We start from the raw sequence: 18673 nt of genomic DNA, 5'->3' as shown, positions 1-18673 counted from the left end.
GGTCTTCAACTTTTGGTTAAAAATTCTTTACTGAACGTTCTTAAATTGATATACTCAAAACAAGTTAGATCTAACAGTTTTTTTACCCAATTAAGAATGATCATTCTCAAAATACCTAAAGAATTTATTGAGAGAGAATGAATAGTATAAAATTGTTGCACTCTAAGTGCGTCAAATAGTTCTAAATATTTTCTCAGAAATACGAGATAATACTTTCTAAGGTGGGAGTACATGGCTAGAAATAAAGAATTTGATGAAAAAGAAGCATTAAGGAGAGCAATGGAGCTTTTCTGGCAACAGGGGTATGAAAAAACATCCATGCAAGATTTAGTGAACTATATGGGCATTCACCGTAGAAGTATCTATGATACATTCGGGGATAAACATACTTTATTTATTCGAGCCCTAAGTCATTATGTAGAAGTAATGGATGAAAGAATTAAAAATAACATAAAACCAGAATTAACGGTTAAGCAGGCTATACGAAAATTATTTAAAATGGTTATTTATCCAAATGATAAACAGCCAAAAGGGTGTTTAACAGTAAACACAGCAGTTGAATTATCGTTACTCGATCAAGAAGTATCTGAAAAAGTTACAGAGACTTTTATAAAGACCGAAACCTTATTATTTGATCTACTGAAACATGGTCAAGAACAAGGAGAAATCCCTGAACACTATGATATCAAAGGGCTTTCTAAATTTATTCATAATTCCCTTGTAGGAATACGAGTATTAGCAAAAACAACAGATAATAAGAAAGAATTAGAAACCATTATTGATTTGACTTTATCAATACTGGACTAAGATATATCTTGTTATTTAAATAAACTAATTAACACCAATCTGAATATATTTTTAAGGAGAGAATGAATATGAAGTACACAGTTATTACAGGAGCAAGCTCAGGTATAGGATATGAAACTGTCCTAGAATTTGCTGCTCGCGGCAAAAACTTAATTATTGTAGCTAGAAGATTAGATAAATTAGAAGGTCTTAAATCAGCCATTCAGAATATAAATCCTGATTTAGATGTTATTATTCGTACAAGTGATCTATCTGTCACAGATCAGGTATATACACTGTACAACAGTTTAAAGGAGTATCAAATTGAGACTTGGATTAATAATGCTGGAATTGGTGAATCCTCTTCTGTAACAGATCAGAATTTAGATAAGGTAGAAAACATGTTACGTCTTAATATAGAGTCATTGACAATCCTTTCTACACTATTTGCGCGAGACTATTCTCATGTAGAGGGAACTCAATTAATTAACGTATCTTCAGCACTCGGATATGCAATTTATGTTGGTAGTATTACTTACTCTGCATCTAAATATTTTGTTAGTGCATTCACAGAAGGGCTTGCAAAAGAACTCGAACAGAAAGGTGCGAAAATGAAGGTGAAGATTTTAGCACCAGCAATGACGGAAACAGAATTCGCGAAATCTGCAAGTGATATGAAAGAATTTGATTATAAAGCAAATGTCCCTATGTATCACACAGCTAAGCAAATGGCTGGTTTTATGATGGAACTTTATGACAGAGATAAAGTGGTAGGGATTGTAGATGTAAACTATGAATTCAAATTAAGAGATCAAATTTATCCAATACTAGGCGCATAATTTGTCACCAAAAGTTTTAAACTAAAGAAACGGAAATAATCTGTGAGGATGAGAAATATAAATTTCTTTACAGTATCGTTTCAAAAAAATTTAATCAATTGAGAATGAACGTTCTAAAAAATAACAGTACCAAATGGATCATAAAGATGCTGTTGTAAGTATTTAAGTTTTTGGTGGTGGGTTGATCCTAAAATAGGGAGGCAGACATCTCCTAAAATAAGATTCCCTCCACCTAAATGATTGGAATAACATAAGATCTTATAAAAAGAATTATATTGAGGATAGAAAAATGAAGCAGACAGCAAAAATAATAAAAATAAGGTAAAGAAACTTAATAAATGCAACTCAACGGAAGGGTGCTGATAAAAAAATGAAAACACTCATGAAAGCAGCTCAGATCACCAAGTACTCAAAAAATATCCATGCCCAAGTAAATGACATTCCAATCCCAGAAATCGATGACAACGAAGTCTTGGTAAAAGTCAAAGCTGCGGCGGTCAACCCACTTGAAATATTAAATATTACAGGAAGCGTAAAACTAATTCAAGATTATGAAATGCCTCTTACATTAGGAAATGAACTAACTGGAATAGTTGAAAAAGTTGGTGAAAATGCACATGAATTTAAGGTAGGAGATTCTATTTATACGAGACTCCCTATTGAGAAGATTGGAGCATTTGCAGAGTATGTTGCAGTTGATGCAGCAGCCATCTGGCATTTGCCGAAAAATTTAGATTATGTCACTGGAGCTGCTGCACCTCTAACTGGTTTGACGGCATTTCAAGGGTTAACAGAAGAGTTAGAAGCGAAAAAAGAGCAAACAGTGTTCATTCCAGGAGGATCCGGAAGCTTTGGCCAAATGGCTGTTCCAATTGCTAAAGAAATGGGATTGAAGGTCATTGTTTCTGGGAGTCCTTCTGCTAAAGAAAGGACGTTGAATGCTGGTGCGGATCAATATATAGATTACACGAAGGAAAATTATTGGGAAATATTAGACAAAGTTGATTATGTTATTGATACACTCGGTGCAGATGAATTTGACAGAGAGTTGTCCATTATCAAATCAGGTGGTCGCTTACTAAGTCTTCGTACAGGACCAAATAAGCAGTTTGCAATAGATGGAGGTTTTCCCAAATGGAAACAAATCCTTTTTGGACTAGTTGGTGCTAAATTTGATAGGAAAGCAAAAAAACAGGCTGTTCAATATCGCTTTCTTTTCGTAAGAGCTGATGGAAAGCAGTTAGAAAAAATTACGAACATTATTGAAGAAAACAATATTGTTCCAGCTATCGATCCTACTAATTTTACAATTGATAACATTAACGAAGCACTAAACTTAGTTGCAAATGGTCATCCAAAAGGAAAAGTGGTTATTAAATTTTGAAGGTAAGTAGGAGGAGGAGCAATGTCGATTTATTATTCTTATATTGACGCACCTAACTTATTCATTCAGCAACAGAATGGTAAAAGGTATGCGTATAGAGAATTAGGAGAAAAAAAAGGAACCCCTATTATTTTATTGACACATCTATCAGCTAATCTTGATAATTGGGATTCAAGGGTTATCGATGGTCTTGCTAAAAGTCATTGGGTCATCGCATTTGATAACACAGGGGTCGGACTATCCAATGGTGAAGTACCAAACAACATCCCTCAAATGGCAGATGATGCTATCACATTTATAAAACTATTAGGATTTTTAAAGGTTGATTTGATTGCTTTGTCTATGGGCGGAATGATTGCGCAAGAATTAATTTCAAAAGAACCAAACTTGGTAAGAAAGGTGGTATTAGTTGGTACGGGACCTCGAGGAGGAAAAGGGATTTCTAATGTCAGCCGTATTACTAATCTTGATCTTGTCCGTGCTGCCTTGACTTTTAAAGACGTCAAGACCTATCTGTTTTTTCCAACCACAGATAATGGTAAGAAAAAGGCTAAGGAATTTCTAACTCAAATAAAAAAAAGGAAAAAACATCGAGATAAAACAATTAGTTTAAAAGCTTATAGAAAACAATTAGATGCAATCACTAAATGGGGTAAAGAGAAGCCTGCAGATCTATCCAAAATTGTTCAGCCAACATTAATAATAAACGGAGATAATGATCGCATGGTTCCAACAGAAAATTCATATGACTTATCAAATAGAATTCCTAATAGTAAGATAATAATATTTAATCATGCAGGACATGGTTCTTTATTTCAATATCCAAAAGAGTTTGTCGAAATTGTACTAACATTTTTAAGCTAATGAACATTAAAATACAGACTATCCTTTTGAAAATATGAATATTAGTCTTCGTTTATCAATTATAATCAAAAGTGAAGGATGAGCATCCATCTCCATAATTAAAACAACGATCCTGGCAAAAAATATTGAATTATTTTAGCAAATATACATTCATATTTTTTGCTAAAATTTTTTTGGAAAGAAAGGAATCAAAATATTACCATGGATACCTTGTGCTGTTGCCCAACGATAGTTATATAAACCCCAAATTTCTTCATGGTCAGCAACTTTTTAATAAAATATTCATATCTTATATTGGGGAGTTGTTTAATGGCCAATTCAAATTCTTCTTTATTCATTATATTTTCCTCCACAACAACTCAAAGAGCTGATAATACGTGAATCTTATCGATTAACGAATAGTTTAGAGTGTTTGTTAGAATCATTATTTGAAGAAAAAGATCATTTATTACATTCTAAATTTAGTGCTGATACTGCTACGGCAGCCTATCTCACCATTCTAGATGGATTATTTGTAGAGATGTTGTATGGGGGAAGATTAGAGCGTTTAGAGAAAAGAATCTCTTCAACTTGGGATGTCTTTTGTCAAGGAATTAAGCGTAGTAAACGAGCATATGTATAAAAGGTGCACTTCTTATACATTAGTTTCTCAACCACCTACTGAAAAAACGTTGATAAATGAACAGTGTATAAAAAGATGCATACTCCGGAAAAAGAACCCTCGGCGGAACCGTTCTGCGACAAGGGTTCTTTTTTGTAGTGTCTTCCGGAAAGAGTGTTTATGTAAACTAAAAATGTATGGAGTATACATCTTAAAAATAGAAAAAACCTATCTCTTCCCAATCCAAAGAGGTAGGTTTTTTCTGCTCTATTGCAGTAAGGATTTTCGCTGATGCCTCACGGCGTCTTGTGTAGTTTGCTCAAAATCCTATTTATTATCCAATAAGAGTATAAACTACTTTCTCTTAGTTATCCGGACTAAGTAATCGGTAAAAAAGATAATAGTAAAGGGAAGAGCATAAATACCGAAAATTGCAAGAAAAGCTTTATGTTTATGAATTTTACCTTTCATTTATATGAATCCACCTTTATATATTAGAGTGAATATTTTAGCCCTTCTGAAGTAGAATGTTCAAATAAAGGGAAATTATGTATAACAAATAGCAGCTTGAATTAAGCTGCTATTTGTTTATGGTTGCCGATAATACGTTTTATGGTAACTGAATTTAAAAAAGAGCACCCGTTCAAAGGTGCTCTTTTTACTTGTCGATACAATTTGTTCTTTGATCTTTTATGTACGTACGTATAGCAAATATTCCTATTACACTTAAAATAAGGATAATAACGTTAATAAACATGTCTAGTAAATTATTTAAAGGTAAGTATGACATGAGTAAAAGTGAAGGTATAAATAATACACATTCCCAAATCATCATGTCTTTAAATAGTTTTTTTGTATGTAACATATCGTTCAACTTTCTTTATTCCTCCGTTTCATGGCTTACAAAGTTCTTTTATTTAATAACTTCATTTAGGTTATCTTCTGCTTGCTTCATAGGTTTATATACGAATACGTGTAAGGATAGCCCTACAACTGCAGTAGCATTAAAAATAATACTTATTATTGGTAAAGTCCATTCAAGAAACATAGGCAAATGCTCATTAGTACTCATTGTAGAAGTACTAACTCCAATTATTAAAATGAAAATTAGCAAAGGTAAATTTTTAATCAATATGAATCCCCCTATACATTATCATTTTTATTTTACCATAAAAAGAAATAAATGTATTTTTAGTAAACGTGCTTATAATACATTTTATGGTGCGACAAGAAGTCGCTTTCTTACAGTGTAACTAACGCTACTCATCTAGACGCGAAGATGATCTCCATCCGAAACGGCATTCTTGGTAACGAGTCTGTCGGTTGCATGAGGAAATGTGGAAACAGAGGACAAATGCATGGTCCAGAATACTGCTAGGAGAAGATAGGTATGGTAAACGAAAGTGAAGGTTTGTAAGCTTCGTCAGTGTTAGCTCAAGATAATGCATAAGTCTCGCTTGGGTCTTGGTAAGAGGAAAAGTAGAATCATAAAGCTACTCTGATGCGTCCCGCATCTTACCCGGAGTAAAGAACCTGCCTACCCCTATCGTATCTGTAGAATGTGGAACTTGGTAAGCCCTATGTCATCTGCATAAGCAGTAGGATGACTGTAAAGTCAAACGAAGTGGCAGAGGGTATGGGACGTGAGAAAAAGCGAAAGCCGTTATCTCGAAAGAGAACAGGAAAACAAGAATATTGTATAACTGGACGGATACTGTCGTCTTTATAGACAATAGCAGGCTCGAAAGAGCGCCCACTTCTCACTGGTCTTCAACACGAAAACAAATTTGTGGCTATCTTCTAACGAAAAGGAGCGTGCTGTTATGAATACCTCTCTACGAGCGTCGGCGCACGTCTCGCATAAAGATTGGTACTCTATTGATTGGAGTATTATACAAAAATATGTAGCGAAGTTACGACAAAGAATTTATCGTGCCGAACAACAAAATCAACAAAGAAAAGTAAGAAAACTTCAACGTTTACTCCTTCGGAGTAAAGCAAATCTACTGCTTTCTATTCGCAGAGTAACACAACAAAATAACGGTAAGCGAACACCTGGTGTAGATGGCTATACGGCCTCAAAACCAAGCGAACGTATCAAACTTTATCAACAACTAGTTCAATGCAATGTCTTTCGACATCGTCCAAATCCAGCAAAAAGAACGTTTATTCCGAAGAAAAACGGAAAGCTAAGACCTTTGGGTATTCCTACGATGCGAGACCGAGTCTATCAAAACGTAGTAAAAAACGCACTTGAACCCCAATGGGAGGTTAAATTTGAACCTACTTCCTACGGTTTTCGTCCTAAACGAAGTACGCATGATGCAATAAGTAATCTTTTTAAGAAGCTTAACACCAATAGCAAAAAAAAGTGGGTATTCGAAGGAGATTTTTTAGGATGTTTCGACCATCTTAATCATAAGTGGATAGTGGAACAAACATCTATGTTTCCGGGAAACATTCTCATTAAAAGGTGGCTTAAAATGGGATACATAGAGCAGGATATGCTTCGTACGACAACAGAAGGAACCCCTCAAGGGGGGATCGTGTCTCCCCTTCTAGCTAATATCGCTTTATGCGGTATGGAAGAAGAGATTGGTATTGTTTATAAAAAGACATACAAACCAAACGGAGGATACGCAATTGACCCAAAATGTAAGATAGGACGTGTTCTCTACGCAGATGACTTCGTCATCGTAACGGAAACGAAGGAAAGCGCGGAAAGCATGTATCGAAACCTCGCTCCTTACCTACAAAAACGAGGAATTACACTTAGTATGGATAAAACTAGGGTTACACATATTGAGGACGGGTTTGATTTTCTTGGCTTCTCGCTGCGTCAATATAATACGGGACAAGGAAAAAAATTATTTATCAAACCTAGCAGAGACAGCATTAAAAAGGCTAAAAACAAGATAAAGGATACGTTCTCTGTGATGAGAGGACGACCAGTAAAAGAAATAATACGTGTTTTAAACCCGATTATTCGTGGCTACGGACAGTATTGGAAACATGTCGTATCCAAAAAGACTTACAGCTACATGGACAATTATATTTTCCTAAAAGTGAGAAAGCATTTGAAACAATTGCATCCAAAGAAGTCGAGAAAATGGATTAGCCAGCGTTATTTTAAGAAGCCCCACCACGGTGGAAATAATAAATGGATTCTCACATGTCCAGTTACTAACATTCAATTGTTAAAGATGTCCTGGATTAAGATAGAACGGCATGTCATGGTAGCCTATAAAAACAGCCCAGATGATCCAAGTCTAAGAGAGTATTGGAAAAAAAGAGACCGTAAGGTCTTTAATAGCGAAAATACTTTAGATAGGATGAAACTCGCAAGAAAACAAGGATATCGTTGTGCGTTGTGTAAACAGACTCTACAAAATGGAGAGAAAGTTACAGTGCGAAACCTAGAGGTTTCTACAGGTGAATTTGCTAAATTAGTACATGTACCCTGTATTAAATAGGTTGTTTGGATAAAAAGAAGGCTTGAGCCGTATGACGGGAAATCTGTCACGTACGGTTCTTAGGGGGGCGGGCACTCGTGAGAGTGCCTGCCTACCCGACTTAACTGATAGATAAATAAATGTTATTATTAACCATATGTTTAGTTCATGGAGGATCCAATTGAAGAAACGTTTTAGTCAATACTCTTTGTGGTTATCGTTGCTTGGAATTGTTATTGGAGTCGGTCAATATTTCACGTCAGTGTACAACTCAAATATTCTTTATATAGGAGTCGTTGTTTATCTTGCCGGCTTTACATGTGGAGTAATAGCTTTTGGAAAACATGAAAGAGGGCTAATGAAATACTTTAGTTTGACCTCATTTGTAGTAATCCCATTACTTATCATGTTAGGTATGCTATTTTTCGCAATGAATTTTGGTGAAAGTTAAAAGAAGCGAGCACAGAACGCTTGCTTCTTTGGTCTACTTAATCAGCACATTTGTCCCAATTAAAAGGCTTCTGCTCAAGTTTTTCTGCTTTTTTTTCATCGACTGTCATAACAACCCAAATGTTCCCCATTTTATTTAATACTTTCAATACGTTATTTCCATCAACTCTCTTATAAAGGAAATATCCTCTTGTTCCTTCTAATCCATTTTCCAAAAACAATCTCATTGACCCAATGCTACCTCCCACAAACAAGTGTTGCAATGAGATCTGATCAGAGTGGTCATTCATGCTATCTCCTACTTTTAAATCTAATTCTCTGTTTGTGAATTCCTGAAACCCAGATAAATCTAAGCTATAACTTTTAACAATATCTTTTAGCACCCTATCATCAAGTTTTTTACGATACTTTTCAAATTTCTCGCTACAAGCTTTCTCAGGTAGATTTCTTTCTTCTATTGAATTGGCAAATGCAGTTCCGTAATTTATTCCATAAGCGAAGATACCAAGTATCAGCAGTGAAAGCGCTACCCTTTTATTCATATATCTCATCCTATATTCATATTTTGTTGTATTTTTGCCCAGTTACGTTGATACTATCCTTCTGTTTTCCTAAAATGACTGCTGCTTTGATTTCATCATAATAAATGTGTATTCAATAGGGGATAGTAACTAAAAAATGTGAGGAAATAACATGAAAAAACTTACTTTAGTTATAGTCTTGTCGTTTGTAGTACTTGCTTATCCAAATCAAACCAATGCCAGTAAAATGCCTTGTAGTTTGATATTAGAACCTGTAGACAAACATTTAAAAAATGCAAAAGGAACAGCTCTAATTTACAAAGTACAATTGAACCAACCCAGTTTTGCTCGAACAAACATTAGTATTATGGCTGTCCACCTCCCTCACCGTTCTACTTATGGTAGGTATGATCAATATGAAGGATTTGCAACCATTCCAGGTTACATTAGTTGGCGTTTTAAACTATATTCTACACCTGAAGAAGATGGCGTTACGTGGGCTGGAAAGTTCGATTGGATTACGGAAGAGATGAAAAACGTCAAGATACAGGTGCGCCCTTCAAATTCTAAAACAGAAAAATTAGGATCACCACTCTTACAAGGTACCCTTTCATCTTGTAATTGAGCTAAATAGCTTACTACTTGAAACGATTCGTTTAGTTTAATACATGCTCATTCAATATTTCTAAACTTTATGTAGGTGATTAAAAAAGAAACCTTTGTCCATATAGACAAAGGTTTTTCAAATTTATTGGAATAGGGGAAATATGTTATTAGTCTGGCCAGGTTTATAGATTCATATACATATAACTTTAAAACTAAATGTTGTAATAGACTCTGTTTTAAAAAAATAACCTGATTTAAGTTCTGTTGTCAGTTAAGTAAATACTAAATTATTTTATTTATTATTAAGGTTTTACTATTTACAGTTAATGACGACAAATATGGCCTTTTTCTACAAGATAGGTAAATGATAAAAATGTTTTTCGTAAAGTATGTTTGATTTTACTTAACGATATGGTGGAAAGTAAAGCTAAACATAATCTGAATTATATAAACTGATTTTGCATATGGTATACATCATTCAAAAGAGAAAAAACTACTGTTCAATAGGTTTTTCTCTTTTGAATGAATTTTTCAAGTTACTTATAAGGAGAGCATAGTATGTGTTTATTCTTTTAAATTATGAACCCGTCTTGAGACCGCATATCTACCTCATTTACTCTTAAATTCTAAAGGTTCTATACGTACCTCGTATTTATCAAAATCTTGATAGAATCTTATTTCCATTTGCTGCGTCATTGGACTTGAATTTACTAAAACTTTTGTTTCTAATTCTGACGAATCTAAAAAAATCGTAACAATACTTTTTGAGTATGGAGGAACGGTTACTGTAATAGTGCTGCTTTCCATATTAATCAACTCCTAAAAGATATGTGATTCAAAGACATATTCGATAAAGAAACGTGAATTCCCCCTTGAGCGCCAAGGAGATGTTTTTTTATGTGTACTGGAAAGAGGCATTATGCAAACCGATTTTGTATATAAATAAAACCGCCTTATACAATGACAAGGCAGTCTTATTTATAAGTATTCTACAATTTTAGTTGCTTTGTTTTTGTAATTCTGTAAGTGCACAAAATTAAAAAAGCACTCTTTAGCTATCTATTATTCTAGTTCATAAATAAGGTTCTATAAACGGACGTTTATGTTGCTAAAAACAACTTTATTAACAACAATCTGTTAATGATTTCCTAGAAATTATTGTTTGTTCCAATACTCGTCATTATTGTTACGTATACCAATGTTGTAAAACTACAAATACGCCAAAATTTCTTCTAAGGCGTGTAATTTTTATAAATGACACGGCAGAGGAGAAGGACTTAGTTGATTCTATTGAATAAATCCTACTTGCTTAACCTTTACATACTAGTAACCAAAAAAAACATTAAATTAAATAGACAGATTTTATAATATTTTGACAAAAGAAAAAGAGATGATAGTATAAAGAACCATAAGGTAATTAGTCTGTCTACTATAGAAGAGGAGATGAAAATGATGACAAAAGATCTAACTCAATATACGTTAGTTAAAGAATTGCTTGCTTTACCTACACCTTGTAATGATGTTGTCTACTATCCTGCTAAGTTAGCTACTTTAGAAGCTGAAGGGACATACTCTGTTTTTCAAGATCTAAGTCATAAAAGTGGACTAGCTTATATAGTTGTTACTCAGCCTAACACAGCTAAAATTATATTAGCTGGATCTAAACATTCAATAAATGAATTATATAAAGCTATTCCTTGGCCTAATTATGAGATAGAAGATGGAGATAATAAGTTTTACTACAAAGAATCACCATCATTACAAGTTTTAGAAGATTATTTTATTAATCTTAAAGAACAATGATTTATTTTAAACTAATAGATATACTAGAAATCAGTTAGACATTTATAGTGATATATTTTAAAAAGTAATGAAAGGAGACACATAATTAGTGTTTGAGGATTTACTTTTAATAAACGAATTTAGCAAGTTAGCAGGTCTATCAAGAAAAGCTTTGTATGTTTATGAAAAAAACAATATTCTAAATCCTATATTTATTCATCCTGATAATGACTATAGGTATTATAACAAGAATCAGTTATTAACTGCTAAAAGAATAAGGCTATTAAAACAAGCAGGGTTTACCTTACATGAAATAAACCAGATTGTAGAGGAGAAATTATCAGATGAACAAATAAAAGGCTTAATTGAAAGAAAACTTCACCTAGAATCAGAAAAGATTAGAAATGCAAATCAAGCAATAGATCAATTAAAGATGCTTAATAGCACAGTGACTCATTTCAATGGCAAAGTTAAAAAGGAATACTTAGAATCAGTACACGTATTTGAATACAGCTTATTGCCAAATGAGAACATATGTGTAGCACTTAATCATGTAGAAGAATTGATTGGCAAAAATAACTCTTTAAGAAATGAGAAAATTATTAAGTATAAATTAAGCAGTCGTGTTATTTACCCTGTTACGATAGCTCTGCAAGTGAAAAATCAAGATTTAAATCAATCTACCTACAAAAAGTATTTTGGCTTTGAAGCGCAACATTTTTTTTGCGAAGTTAATCCTTATCAAGAACAATCGATTTTGAAGATAAACGAGATCATGGAAAATAATGATATAAAATTATCTGAACCCTATGTTTACGAGCGTATATTGAATCCAGATGATTATCTCTACTCTTCTAAGCGACTTTCAGAATTTATTTTTCCTCTAAGCGTTAATTAATTGACTTAACCCTTAGGGCAACCTCTATACTCCCTTTTAAGGAGGGTATAAAAAAATGAAAAAAACTAAATACGCATTGGTAACGGGTGCTTCTAGAGGAATAGGTAAGGCAATTGCAATTCAGCTTGCAAATGATGGTTTCAACTTGTTTTTACACTATAATCAAAATATTGAAAAAGCTAACGTAGTCAAAAAGAAAGTTGAATTAATCGGTAGACAGGCAGAGGTAATTCAAGGTGATTTTAATTCCAATAAAGGTATTAAAAAGTTTATTATAGAAATAAAGAACCTACTTATTCAAAGTGAAATAATATCCCTTCATACGGTTGTTCATAACGCTGGTCATGCTACATCAAACGGATTTGGGGAAGTGGGCTATAATGAATTTGATCAATTATTTAATGCAAATGTTAAAGCGCCTTATTTTATTACGCAGTCTTTAATTAATCATATGGAAAGTAACGGGAGAATAATTAATCTCTCCTCGGGTGTGACACGTATTGCCTTTCCCCATATGATGGTATATAGCATGACCAAAGGTGCTATCAATACAATGACGTTTACGTTGGCAAAAGAGTTAGGTGAAAAGGGTATTACGATTAATTCTGTAATGCCCGGAATCATTGATACAGATTCAACTGCTAACTGGTTACATACAGACGAAGGTCAAGAAAATGCAAAGAATATGAGTGCCTTAAAAAGGGAAGGGCAACCTGAAGAAATTGCAAATGTTGTTTCATTTCTAGCGAGTGAAAAAGCGAGTTTTATAACCGGTCATAATATGGACGTAACTGGTGGGAGTCACTTATAGTTAATAAAAATTTCTATTCCCAATCATAAGTAATTAAACGACATTATATAAATAAAAAAACATTGGCCATTTCTTAGCCAATGTTTTTTGAGGTGTAGTTGTTTTTCTTTACATATTATATTTAATTTTAATAACCAGCTACCTAGAATCCGTATTATGGAAACTAGGCTTTTTTACTGTGTTTACCTTTTGTACCAAAGCAATTTGTTCCAATAACTCCTGCAATAATGATAATGGCCCCGACTAGATGGTAAAGGTGAAATTGTTCTTTCAAAAAAATTACTCCTGCCAAGATTGTAATGAGTGTAGCAAAATTACTGAAGACACTCATTTTAGATGCTTCTATTTTTGATAAGGCGTAATTAGAAAGATAGGAAGTAACTAAAGATGATAATAAACCTAGATAGACAATTGCAATCACAAAATCCAGATGAACAAAAGGCTTCATAAATTGATGGATAGTGTTATTCATTAGATGATTTGTCAGTGCTAAACCATTAAATGTAATAAAACCAAATAAAGTCATTATATATGTGATAGTGAATAAGGAATATCGTTGAGTTAAATTTCTAGCACATACATTGTATAGGGACGATACAAGTGCAGAAATTAAAATCAAACCACTTCCTAGTAGACTAGTATTTTTATTTTCTATATCGTTCATATACATAATATATATCACACCTACCACCGAGAAAATAATAGCTATCTTTTGACCAGATGTAGATGTTTCTTTTAAAAATATGCTCGCAAAGATTAAGGTGAAAATTGGGATTGTTGCTTGAATAATTCCGGCTTCAGATGATGATACATTTACTAGTCCAAATACCTGAAAAGCAAAAAAGAGAGTCGGGTATAAAATAGCTAACGAAGCAATAATCACTATATCCTTTTTAGTTACTTTTAATGCTTTTTTCGTTAGTACTTTTAAGGTTGTAACCCCTACAAAAGCAATAGTAAATCGATGCGCTAATGCATCAAAAGGTGTAGCAATAGTTAATGCAACTTTGACAAACATAAATGACAATCCGATAATGATGGCATAAGTAAGTGCAGCTATATATGCTTTTTTCTTTTCAATCATGTGAATGACTCCCTTTAGATTTATCCGGCCGGTTATCACTATAGTAAGAGAAACTAACAATATCTATGATATGAAAAATACACATCTGTATCGGTACAGATGTGTATTTGGAGGAATACTATGCTTAAATATGAAACAATTTATCATTCTCTACTTCAAAAGATACAGTCTGGGGACTTTCCAGCAGGGGCAAAATTACCATCAATTAGAGGCTTATCGCTCGAATATATTTGTAGTAAAAGTACCATAATATCTGCCTTAAAACGTTTGGAAGAGCAACATATTATTTATTCCATTCCAAAGAGTGGTTATTACGTTGTAGAACATCAGGTTTTCGAAGAACCTAGATCTACTGAAGGCGTTGATTTTGCAACATCATCTCCAACATGGCATGCATTTCCTTATAAAGACTTTCAACAGTGTATTAATAAAGCGATTGATACATATCAAGAAGAATTGTTTCGTTATGGAACACCAAAAGGTTTCTCTTTATTAATTGCAGAAGCTAAGAGGCTCTTAGAATCTTATCAAGTATTTACGAAATCTGAACAGATCTTCATCACTTCAGGCGTTCAACAGGCACTCGCTTTACTGAGTATGATGCCTTTTCCAAATAACAGATCTACTATTTTAGTTGAACAACCTAGTTACCATTTGTATATGGATATGCTGAAAACATATGGAATTCATGCAATAGGCATTCAACGTACAGCGCAAGGTATTGATCTAGAGCAACTAGAAAAAATATTCAATGAAGAAGAGATTAAATTTTTTTATACAATGCCACGCTTCCATAATCCTTTAGGAACGTCATATAGCAAAAAAGACAAAGCAGCTATTTTACAGTTAGCTTATAAATACAATGTGTATATCATAGAAGATGACTATTTAGCAGATTTTGAATATAACAAAAAGAATGATCCTCTTTTTGCAGAGGATATAAAAGAACAGGTTATCTACTTAAAGAGCTTTTCAAAAATCATGTTTCCAGGTTTAAGAATTGGTTTAGCCGTTCTTCCTCCTCCTATTCTTAGTAGCTTTCAAAAATTTAGAATGACCTTAGATATAGATAGCTCTATGATTTCACAAGCTGCCCTATATCTTTATATAAAAAGTGGTATGTTTGAACATAATAAATTAAAAGTAAGTAGTATTTACCATAAACGTGCACAAATTCTTCATCAATCGCTGCAAAAGCATCTGGCTAATTACGAATCATCGTCAGAAATAGTTATGCATGGTCATATTTTGCTACCTAAACAAGTAAATATGAAGTCATTTATTCATTATTTACATGAACAGCAGGTATATCTGGATTCAGTTGAAAGTAATTATCTAGCCAGCTTTCACAAAGAACGAGTTTTAAAATTAAATGTTTCAAATGTTGAAAATCATCGAATTGAAGAGGGGGTCAAAAAAATTGCAAGTGCTTTAAAGAAAAGAGATAACTATTTTCTTTGATTTTTGATGTAGTTTAAATATCTAACACTGTTTAAGAAGAGACTTAAAAGTATTATTCTTGTAATAATGTACATTTTTCTTATGCGCCATTTGTATTTATTCCTACCGGTAATGGTGATTACGTTAACTAAACATGTATAGCATATAAGGTTAAAAACAGAAAAAACTACTGGAACGGAGGTGAACTGCACCCCAATTGTTAGACAAAGAAACTCTAATGATTGGGGTGCTTTTATGTCTAGACATACATTTGAAGATAAAATTAATCGTCACTTATCATAAAATCAAAAAAAGCAGAAGTTAATTTATCTTATGTCTGGTCATTATATTGTACGTTCATGACTTGTTTTTATAAACCATCTGATCTAATTTTTGAAACCCCTAAGGCTAAATTATTCCACAAAATGTGTTCAACCACTTCGGCGTCTACAGCATGACAATCAACAATGAGTATGACTTCCGAATGTTTACCGCGTAGAAGCCGTTGCTTTTTCTTAATGACTTTAAACATAAATAGTTTAATTCCTAGTCCTAAGACAAATCCGATAAAAGCACTAATAATCCCCCAATAAATAGGGCCCCAGCTTAGTTTAAAACCAATACTCGCACCAATAACAGAAAAGGCTGTGGCTAGAGCCATTCCTAAATCAATAAGAGAAACCCCATCTGCTCGATGAAGGCTATCAAAAATCCGACGGTTTTCCGTTCGATTATTGAGAGGAACAATAAATGTGTCTTCTTTTCCTATTCCTTTTTCCTCTAACTCGGAAATAGCTAGTTCTACATAACTTGAGTATTCAAATGTAGAAAAAATTTGCATATGTTCATTTCACCTTTTTTCCTTTTCCAATACGAAAGCCGGGGTGTTGATACATTTTCTCGAAGAAGTTTTTCTGCTCTCTTTCAACAAGTTTATTATTCTCCACGGTATTCATATAGGAATCGAAGATAGCAAAACCATATAAAGAGGGGAAAAACAACAACCATTCTGCATCTAAAACAGAAGTCGCCTGTTGTATTTCTCCTAAAAATAGCAGAGAAATACCCTCAAGTAGGTGAGAATAATAAAAGAAAACGACTGCCCAAATGATGACAAAGAAAGCACCAATGATCCGATGAATATAGAGTTGTCCTAGGCCAGGCATTAATACCGACCAAAAAACGGATAAGATGGGATTCCGTTTATCTAAATAGTTTATTTCCATGGCTCCTATACTGAAGGAGTTGAACCGATGATTTTCTCGTTCAGCTAACACGTATATTTTATTTAAATCAACTGTTGTTCGGTAACTATCCCATATAGCAAAAATATAAACGGGAATATAAATAAGAAGCCATCTTGTATTAAGCACGTCTTTGGCCATATCAATGTTTCCTTGAAAAGAATAAATCATGGCCAAATTTACATGAGATTTAATATTTATGGTGACCTCCCATATAAATAACACAAAGCCCCGAAGGTATTTAGACAGTAGTAAATGTCCAAAACCAGGAAAAGCTGCTGACCACCAAGCAATAATATAGGGGTTTCTTAAATGGATTTGAGTCGTTCCAAATATACTAACATGAGCAATATAGCGTCTTATAGTATTGTCATTATTATAATTATTCATTTGCGATCTCCTATAGATGTTATGAAAATATACTTTTTATACCTACCATCCATATTTAACATGCTCTTGTTTGTTTATTCTGATTCAATCAATTGATATAAATCTAATCCTTATCAAAATGAAGAGTCTTGTGACTAGAAAAATCCCTCTATTTTTCCATAAATAGATTTTTTATATGTTATTTTCAAGAAAACAAAGTATGGTAACTAAATTCGTATATTCAAACGAAAAAAACTACTGCTCCTGTACAGTAGTTTTCCTAGTCGTTGAAATATAGATGTTATGTTGATAATGCTCTATTGCATCTTGAGTAGTTTGCTCAATTTACTGTTTATGATTCGTTTTATAATTATCAAAAAAAAAAGAAACAAACTTAAAAAAGAATGTTTCTCGAAAATTCCATCCATCTTAATACTATACCCTTACCATAGAAACCGAAACATATTTTATAAAAAATATGTTTTGGTTCTTATAATGAACATGATTCCACCTAAAGATTTATATGAAATGCATCTTTAAAACTAAAAAATTCATGTGAGGCAAAACCAAATAATTAGTGTTTTTTTAGACTTACTATTTTAGCAACTTTGGTTAAATGTTTTTCTGATTCCTCTAAACGTTTTTGAGTGTTGACTAAAGAGTTTTGAATAGATAAAGGTGCAAGAACTTTACTACTTTTCACTTCTGTACATACGAGGTGACCTATACCATCTTTCCATTGGATCGTACATTTAAAATTCCCAAATAACTTGTTACTTGTCTGTAAAATGAGCTGTTTTGTTATAGGATGAGAATTAGGACTCTGTGAAAACATTACTATGGCTTTATTTCGGTCTTCTTTATAAATGATCGTCCATATATTCGATGTAGGGGGGAAATATGAGTGGGTTATGTGTGAAACATTTAGAATTGTTCCTTCCTGATTGATTTGAAAATAAGGAACAGGAAGCCATTTAGTTATACTAGTATCCATGTTCTACCTCCTTTACATTAATTAATGGATCTTTATACTTACGATATCATATCTAAGTGATTTCTGTATGTATTTAGAATGTACATTATGGTAACTAAAGACAGAAAAGCTCCTGAATAGGCATCAGGAGCTTTTCTGTCTACAAATATTCATTCTACTACCTACTGATATGGTGAACAGTAAAGAGAAACATCATACTTGTTATGTAAACTTTAAAATGGATTATTACTCAGTGACTTCTTTTTTCACAATACTTATTATTCTATACAAAGCTAAAGATGTAGTCTCCACATTCGGAAAATGTTCAATATGGCCCGTTTCAATATTCTTCACTTGAAAATTCTTTAGTTCTTTAGAATAACTGAGAGAAAAGGTATGATTTCCACTACAAAAGGTATGAGTGATTTCACTATCTTCATATCGTAATAACGTTTCTAACATTTCTTTGATTTTTATTATTGTCATGTATCATCAAACCCCTTTCTCACTATTAAAAAAAATTTTACAAATGAAAGTTTAATCCATTTTAACATAGGGTATATTTATAA

At 33.0% G+C, this 18673-nt stretch carries 21 protein-coding genes; 11 read left to right on the top strand and 10 right to left on the bottom strand.

Annotation, left to right across the window (positions count from 1 at the left end; translation table 11 throughout):
* The first annotated feature begins 231 nt into the window (after window positions 1-231).
* The 4 genes from ACFX40_RS25295 (at window position 232) to ACFX40_RS25280 (ending at window position 3873) form a co-directional block, all read left to right on the top strand.
* On the top strand, window positions 232-807 hold the full coding sequence (locus ACFX40_RS25295) for a TetR/AcrR family transcriptional regulator (RefSeq protein WP_377256971.1): 576 nt from the start codon (window positions 232-234) through the stop codon (window positions 805-807).
* Window positions 808-875: 68 nt separating this feature from the next.
* Window positions 876-1625 (top strand): SDR family NAD(P)-dependent oxidoreductase, encoded by a 750-nt coding sequence (locus ACFX40_RS25290; protein ID WP_377256968.1) that lies wholly within the window; start codon window positions 876-878, stop codon window positions 1623-1625.
* 370 nt (window positions 1626-1995) lie between these two features.
* Window positions 1996-3009, top strand: a complete 1014-nt coding sequence (locus tag ACFX40_RS25285) for an NADP-dependent oxidoreductase (RefSeq protein WP_377256965.1) — start codon at window positions 1996-1998, stop codon at window positions 3007-3009.
* Window positions 3010-3030: 21 nt separating this feature from the next.
* Window positions 3031-3873: an alpha/beta fold hydrolase gene (locus ACFX40_RS25280; protein WP_377256962.1), complete on the top strand. Its 843-nt coding sequence runs from the start codon at window positions 3031-3033 to the stop codon at window positions 3871-3873.
* A gap of 188 nt (window positions 3874-4061) precedes the next feature.
* On the opposite strand, the gene ACFX40_RS25275 is transcribed toward ACFX40_RS25280, so the two are convergent.
* From ACFX40_RS25275 to ACFX40_RS25265, 3 genes are all read right to left on the bottom strand, one after another.
* A complete protein-coding gene (locus tag ACFX40_RS25275) occupies window positions 4062-4211 on the bottom strand; it encodes a hypothetical protein (RefSeq protein WP_377256959.1) in 150 nt (49 codons plus the stop codon).
* A 921-nt stretch (window positions 4212-5132) separates the two neighbouring features.
* Window positions 5133-5339, bottom strand: a complete 207-nt coding sequence (locus ACFX40_RS25270) for a DUF6007 family protein (RefSeq protein WP_371400302.1) — start codon at window positions 5337-5339, stop codon at window positions 5133-5135.
* A gap of 48 nt (window positions 5340-5387) precedes the next feature.
* Entirely contained in the window at window positions 5388-5606 is a 219-nt protein-coding gene (locus ACFX40_RS25265) for a hypothetical protein (protein WP_098366527.1), read from the bottom strand.
* A 691-nt stretch (window positions 5607-6297) separates the two neighbouring features.
* Between ACFX40_RS25265 and ltrA the strand changes: the two genes are divergently transcribed.
* Both ltrA and ACFX40_RS25255 read left to right on the top strand, forming a co-directional pair.
* Window positions 6298-7947, top strand: coding sequence for a group II intron reverse transcriptase/maturase (gene ltrA / locus ACFX40_RS25260; protein WP_328253118.1), 1650 nt, complete (start codon window positions 6298-6300; stop codon window positions 7945-7947).
* 160 nt (window positions 7948-8107) lie between these two features.
* The gene (locus ACFX40_RS25255) at window positions 8108-8377 is read left to right on the top strand and encodes a hypothetical protein (protein WP_098366591.1); all 270 of its coding nucleotides are present in this window, start codon (window positions 8108-8110) and stop codon (window positions 8375-8377) included.
* 37 nt (window positions 8378-8414) lie between these two features.
* Here ACFX40_RS25255 and ACFX40_RS25250 read toward each other — a convergent pair whose 3' ends face one another.
* Entirely contained in the window at window positions 8415-8918 is a 504-nt protein-coding gene (locus ACFX40_RS25250) for a hypothetical protein (protein WP_377256956.1), read from the bottom strand.
* Window positions 8919-9069: 151 nt separating this feature from the next.
* Between ACFX40_RS25250 and ACFX40_RS25245 the strand changes: the two genes are divergently transcribed.
* Complete coding sequence (locus ACFX40_RS25245; RefSeq protein ID WP_377256953.1) at window positions 9070-9522, top strand: YoqH family protein; 453 nt, start codon at window positions 9070-9072, stop codon at window positions 9520-9522.
* A gap of 590 nt (window positions 9523-10112) precedes the next feature.
* Here the strand turns inward: ACFX40_RS25245 and ACFX40_RS25240 are convergent.
* Window positions 10113-10310, bottom strand: coding sequence for a hypothetical protein (locus ACFX40_RS25240; RefSeq protein ID WP_377256950.1), 198 nt, complete (start codon window positions 10308-10310; stop codon window positions 10113-10115).
* Window positions 10311-10952: 642 nt separating this feature from the next.
* On the opposite strand from ACFX40_RS25240, the gene ACFX40_RS25235 reads away from it, so the two are divergent.
* The 3 genes from ACFX40_RS25235 to ACFX40_RS25225 all read left to right on the top strand — a co-directional run bounded on the left by ACFX40_RS25235 (window position 10953) and on the right by ACFX40_RS25225 (window position 12994).
* On the top strand, window positions 10953-11306 hold the full coding sequence (locus ACFX40_RS25235) for a tudor domain-containing protein (RefSeq protein WP_230185163.1): 354 nt from the start codon (window positions 10953-10955) through the stop codon (window positions 11304-11306).
* A gap of 88 nt (window positions 11307-11394) precedes the next feature.
* A complete protein-coding gene (locus tag ACFX40_RS25230; protein WP_377256947.1) occupies window positions 11395-12183 on the top strand; it encodes a MerR family transcriptional regulator in 789 nt (262 codons plus the stop codon).
* A 55-nt stretch (window positions 12184-12238) separates the two neighbouring features.
* The gene (locus ACFX40_RS25225; protein WP_377256944.1) at window positions 12239-12994 is read left to right on the top strand and encodes an SDR family NAD(P)-dependent oxidoreductase; all 756 of its coding nucleotides are present in this window, start codon (window positions 12239-12241) and stop codon (window positions 12992-12994) included.
* 163 nt (window positions 12995-13157) lie between these two features.
* On the opposite strand, the gene ACFX40_RS25220 is transcribed toward ACFX40_RS25225, so the two are convergent.
* Complete coding sequence (locus ACFX40_RS25220; RefSeq protein ID WP_377256941.1) at window positions 13158-14078, bottom strand: DMT family transporter; 921 nt, start codon at window positions 14076-14078, stop codon at window positions 13158-13160.
* A gap of 120 nt (window positions 14079-14198) precedes the next feature.
* Between ACFX40_RS25220 and ACFX40_RS25215 the strand changes: the two genes are divergently transcribed.
* Window positions 14199-15539, top strand: a complete 1341-nt coding sequence (locus tag ACFX40_RS25215) for an aminotransferase-like domain-containing protein (RefSeq protein ID WP_377256938.1) — start codon at window positions 14199-14201, stop codon at window positions 15537-15539.
* Window positions 15540-15888: 349 nt separating this feature from the next.
* On the opposite strand, the gene ACFX40_RS25210 is transcribed toward ACFX40_RS25215, so the two are convergent.
* The 4 genes from ACFX40_RS25210 to ACFX40_RS25195 all read right to left on the bottom strand — a co-directional run bounded on the left by ACFX40_RS25210 (window position 15889) and on the right by ACFX40_RS25195 (window position 18590).
* Window positions 15889-16359 carry a hypothetical protein gene (locus ACFX40_RS25210; protein ID WP_377256935.1) on the bottom strand — a complete coding sequence of 157 codons (471 nt, stop codon included), beginning with the start codon at window positions 16357-16359 and terminating at the stop codon, window positions 15889-15891.
* Between the two features lie 4 nt (window positions 16360-16363).
* Window positions 16364-17152 carry a hypothetical protein gene (locus ACFX40_RS25205; protein WP_377256932.1) on the bottom strand — a complete coding sequence of 263 codons (789 nt, stop codon included), beginning with the start codon at window positions 17150-17152 and terminating at the stop codon, window positions 16364-16366.
* 553 nt (window positions 17153-17705) lie between these two features.
* Window positions 17706-18125, bottom strand: a complete 420-nt coding sequence (locus ACFX40_RS25200) for a hypothetical protein (protein WP_377256929.1) — start codon at window positions 18123-18125, stop codon at window positions 17706-17708.
* Window positions 18126-18350: 225 nt separating this feature from the next.
* Entirely contained in the window at window positions 18351-18590 is a 240-nt protein-coding gene (locus ACFX40_RS25195; RefSeq protein ID WP_377256926.1) for a hypothetical protein, read from the bottom strand.
* Between the last annotated feature and the right edge of the window lie 83 nt (window positions 18591-18673).

It is taken from the genome of Priestia sp. YIM B13552, assembly GCF_042787775.1.
Classification (GTDB): domain Bacteria; phylum Bacillota; class Bacilli; order Bacillales; family Bacillaceae_H; genus Priestia; species Priestia megaterium_E.
Note: the sequence above shows the minus strand (reverse complement) of the source record. Positions and strands in the feature narration are given on the sequence as shown.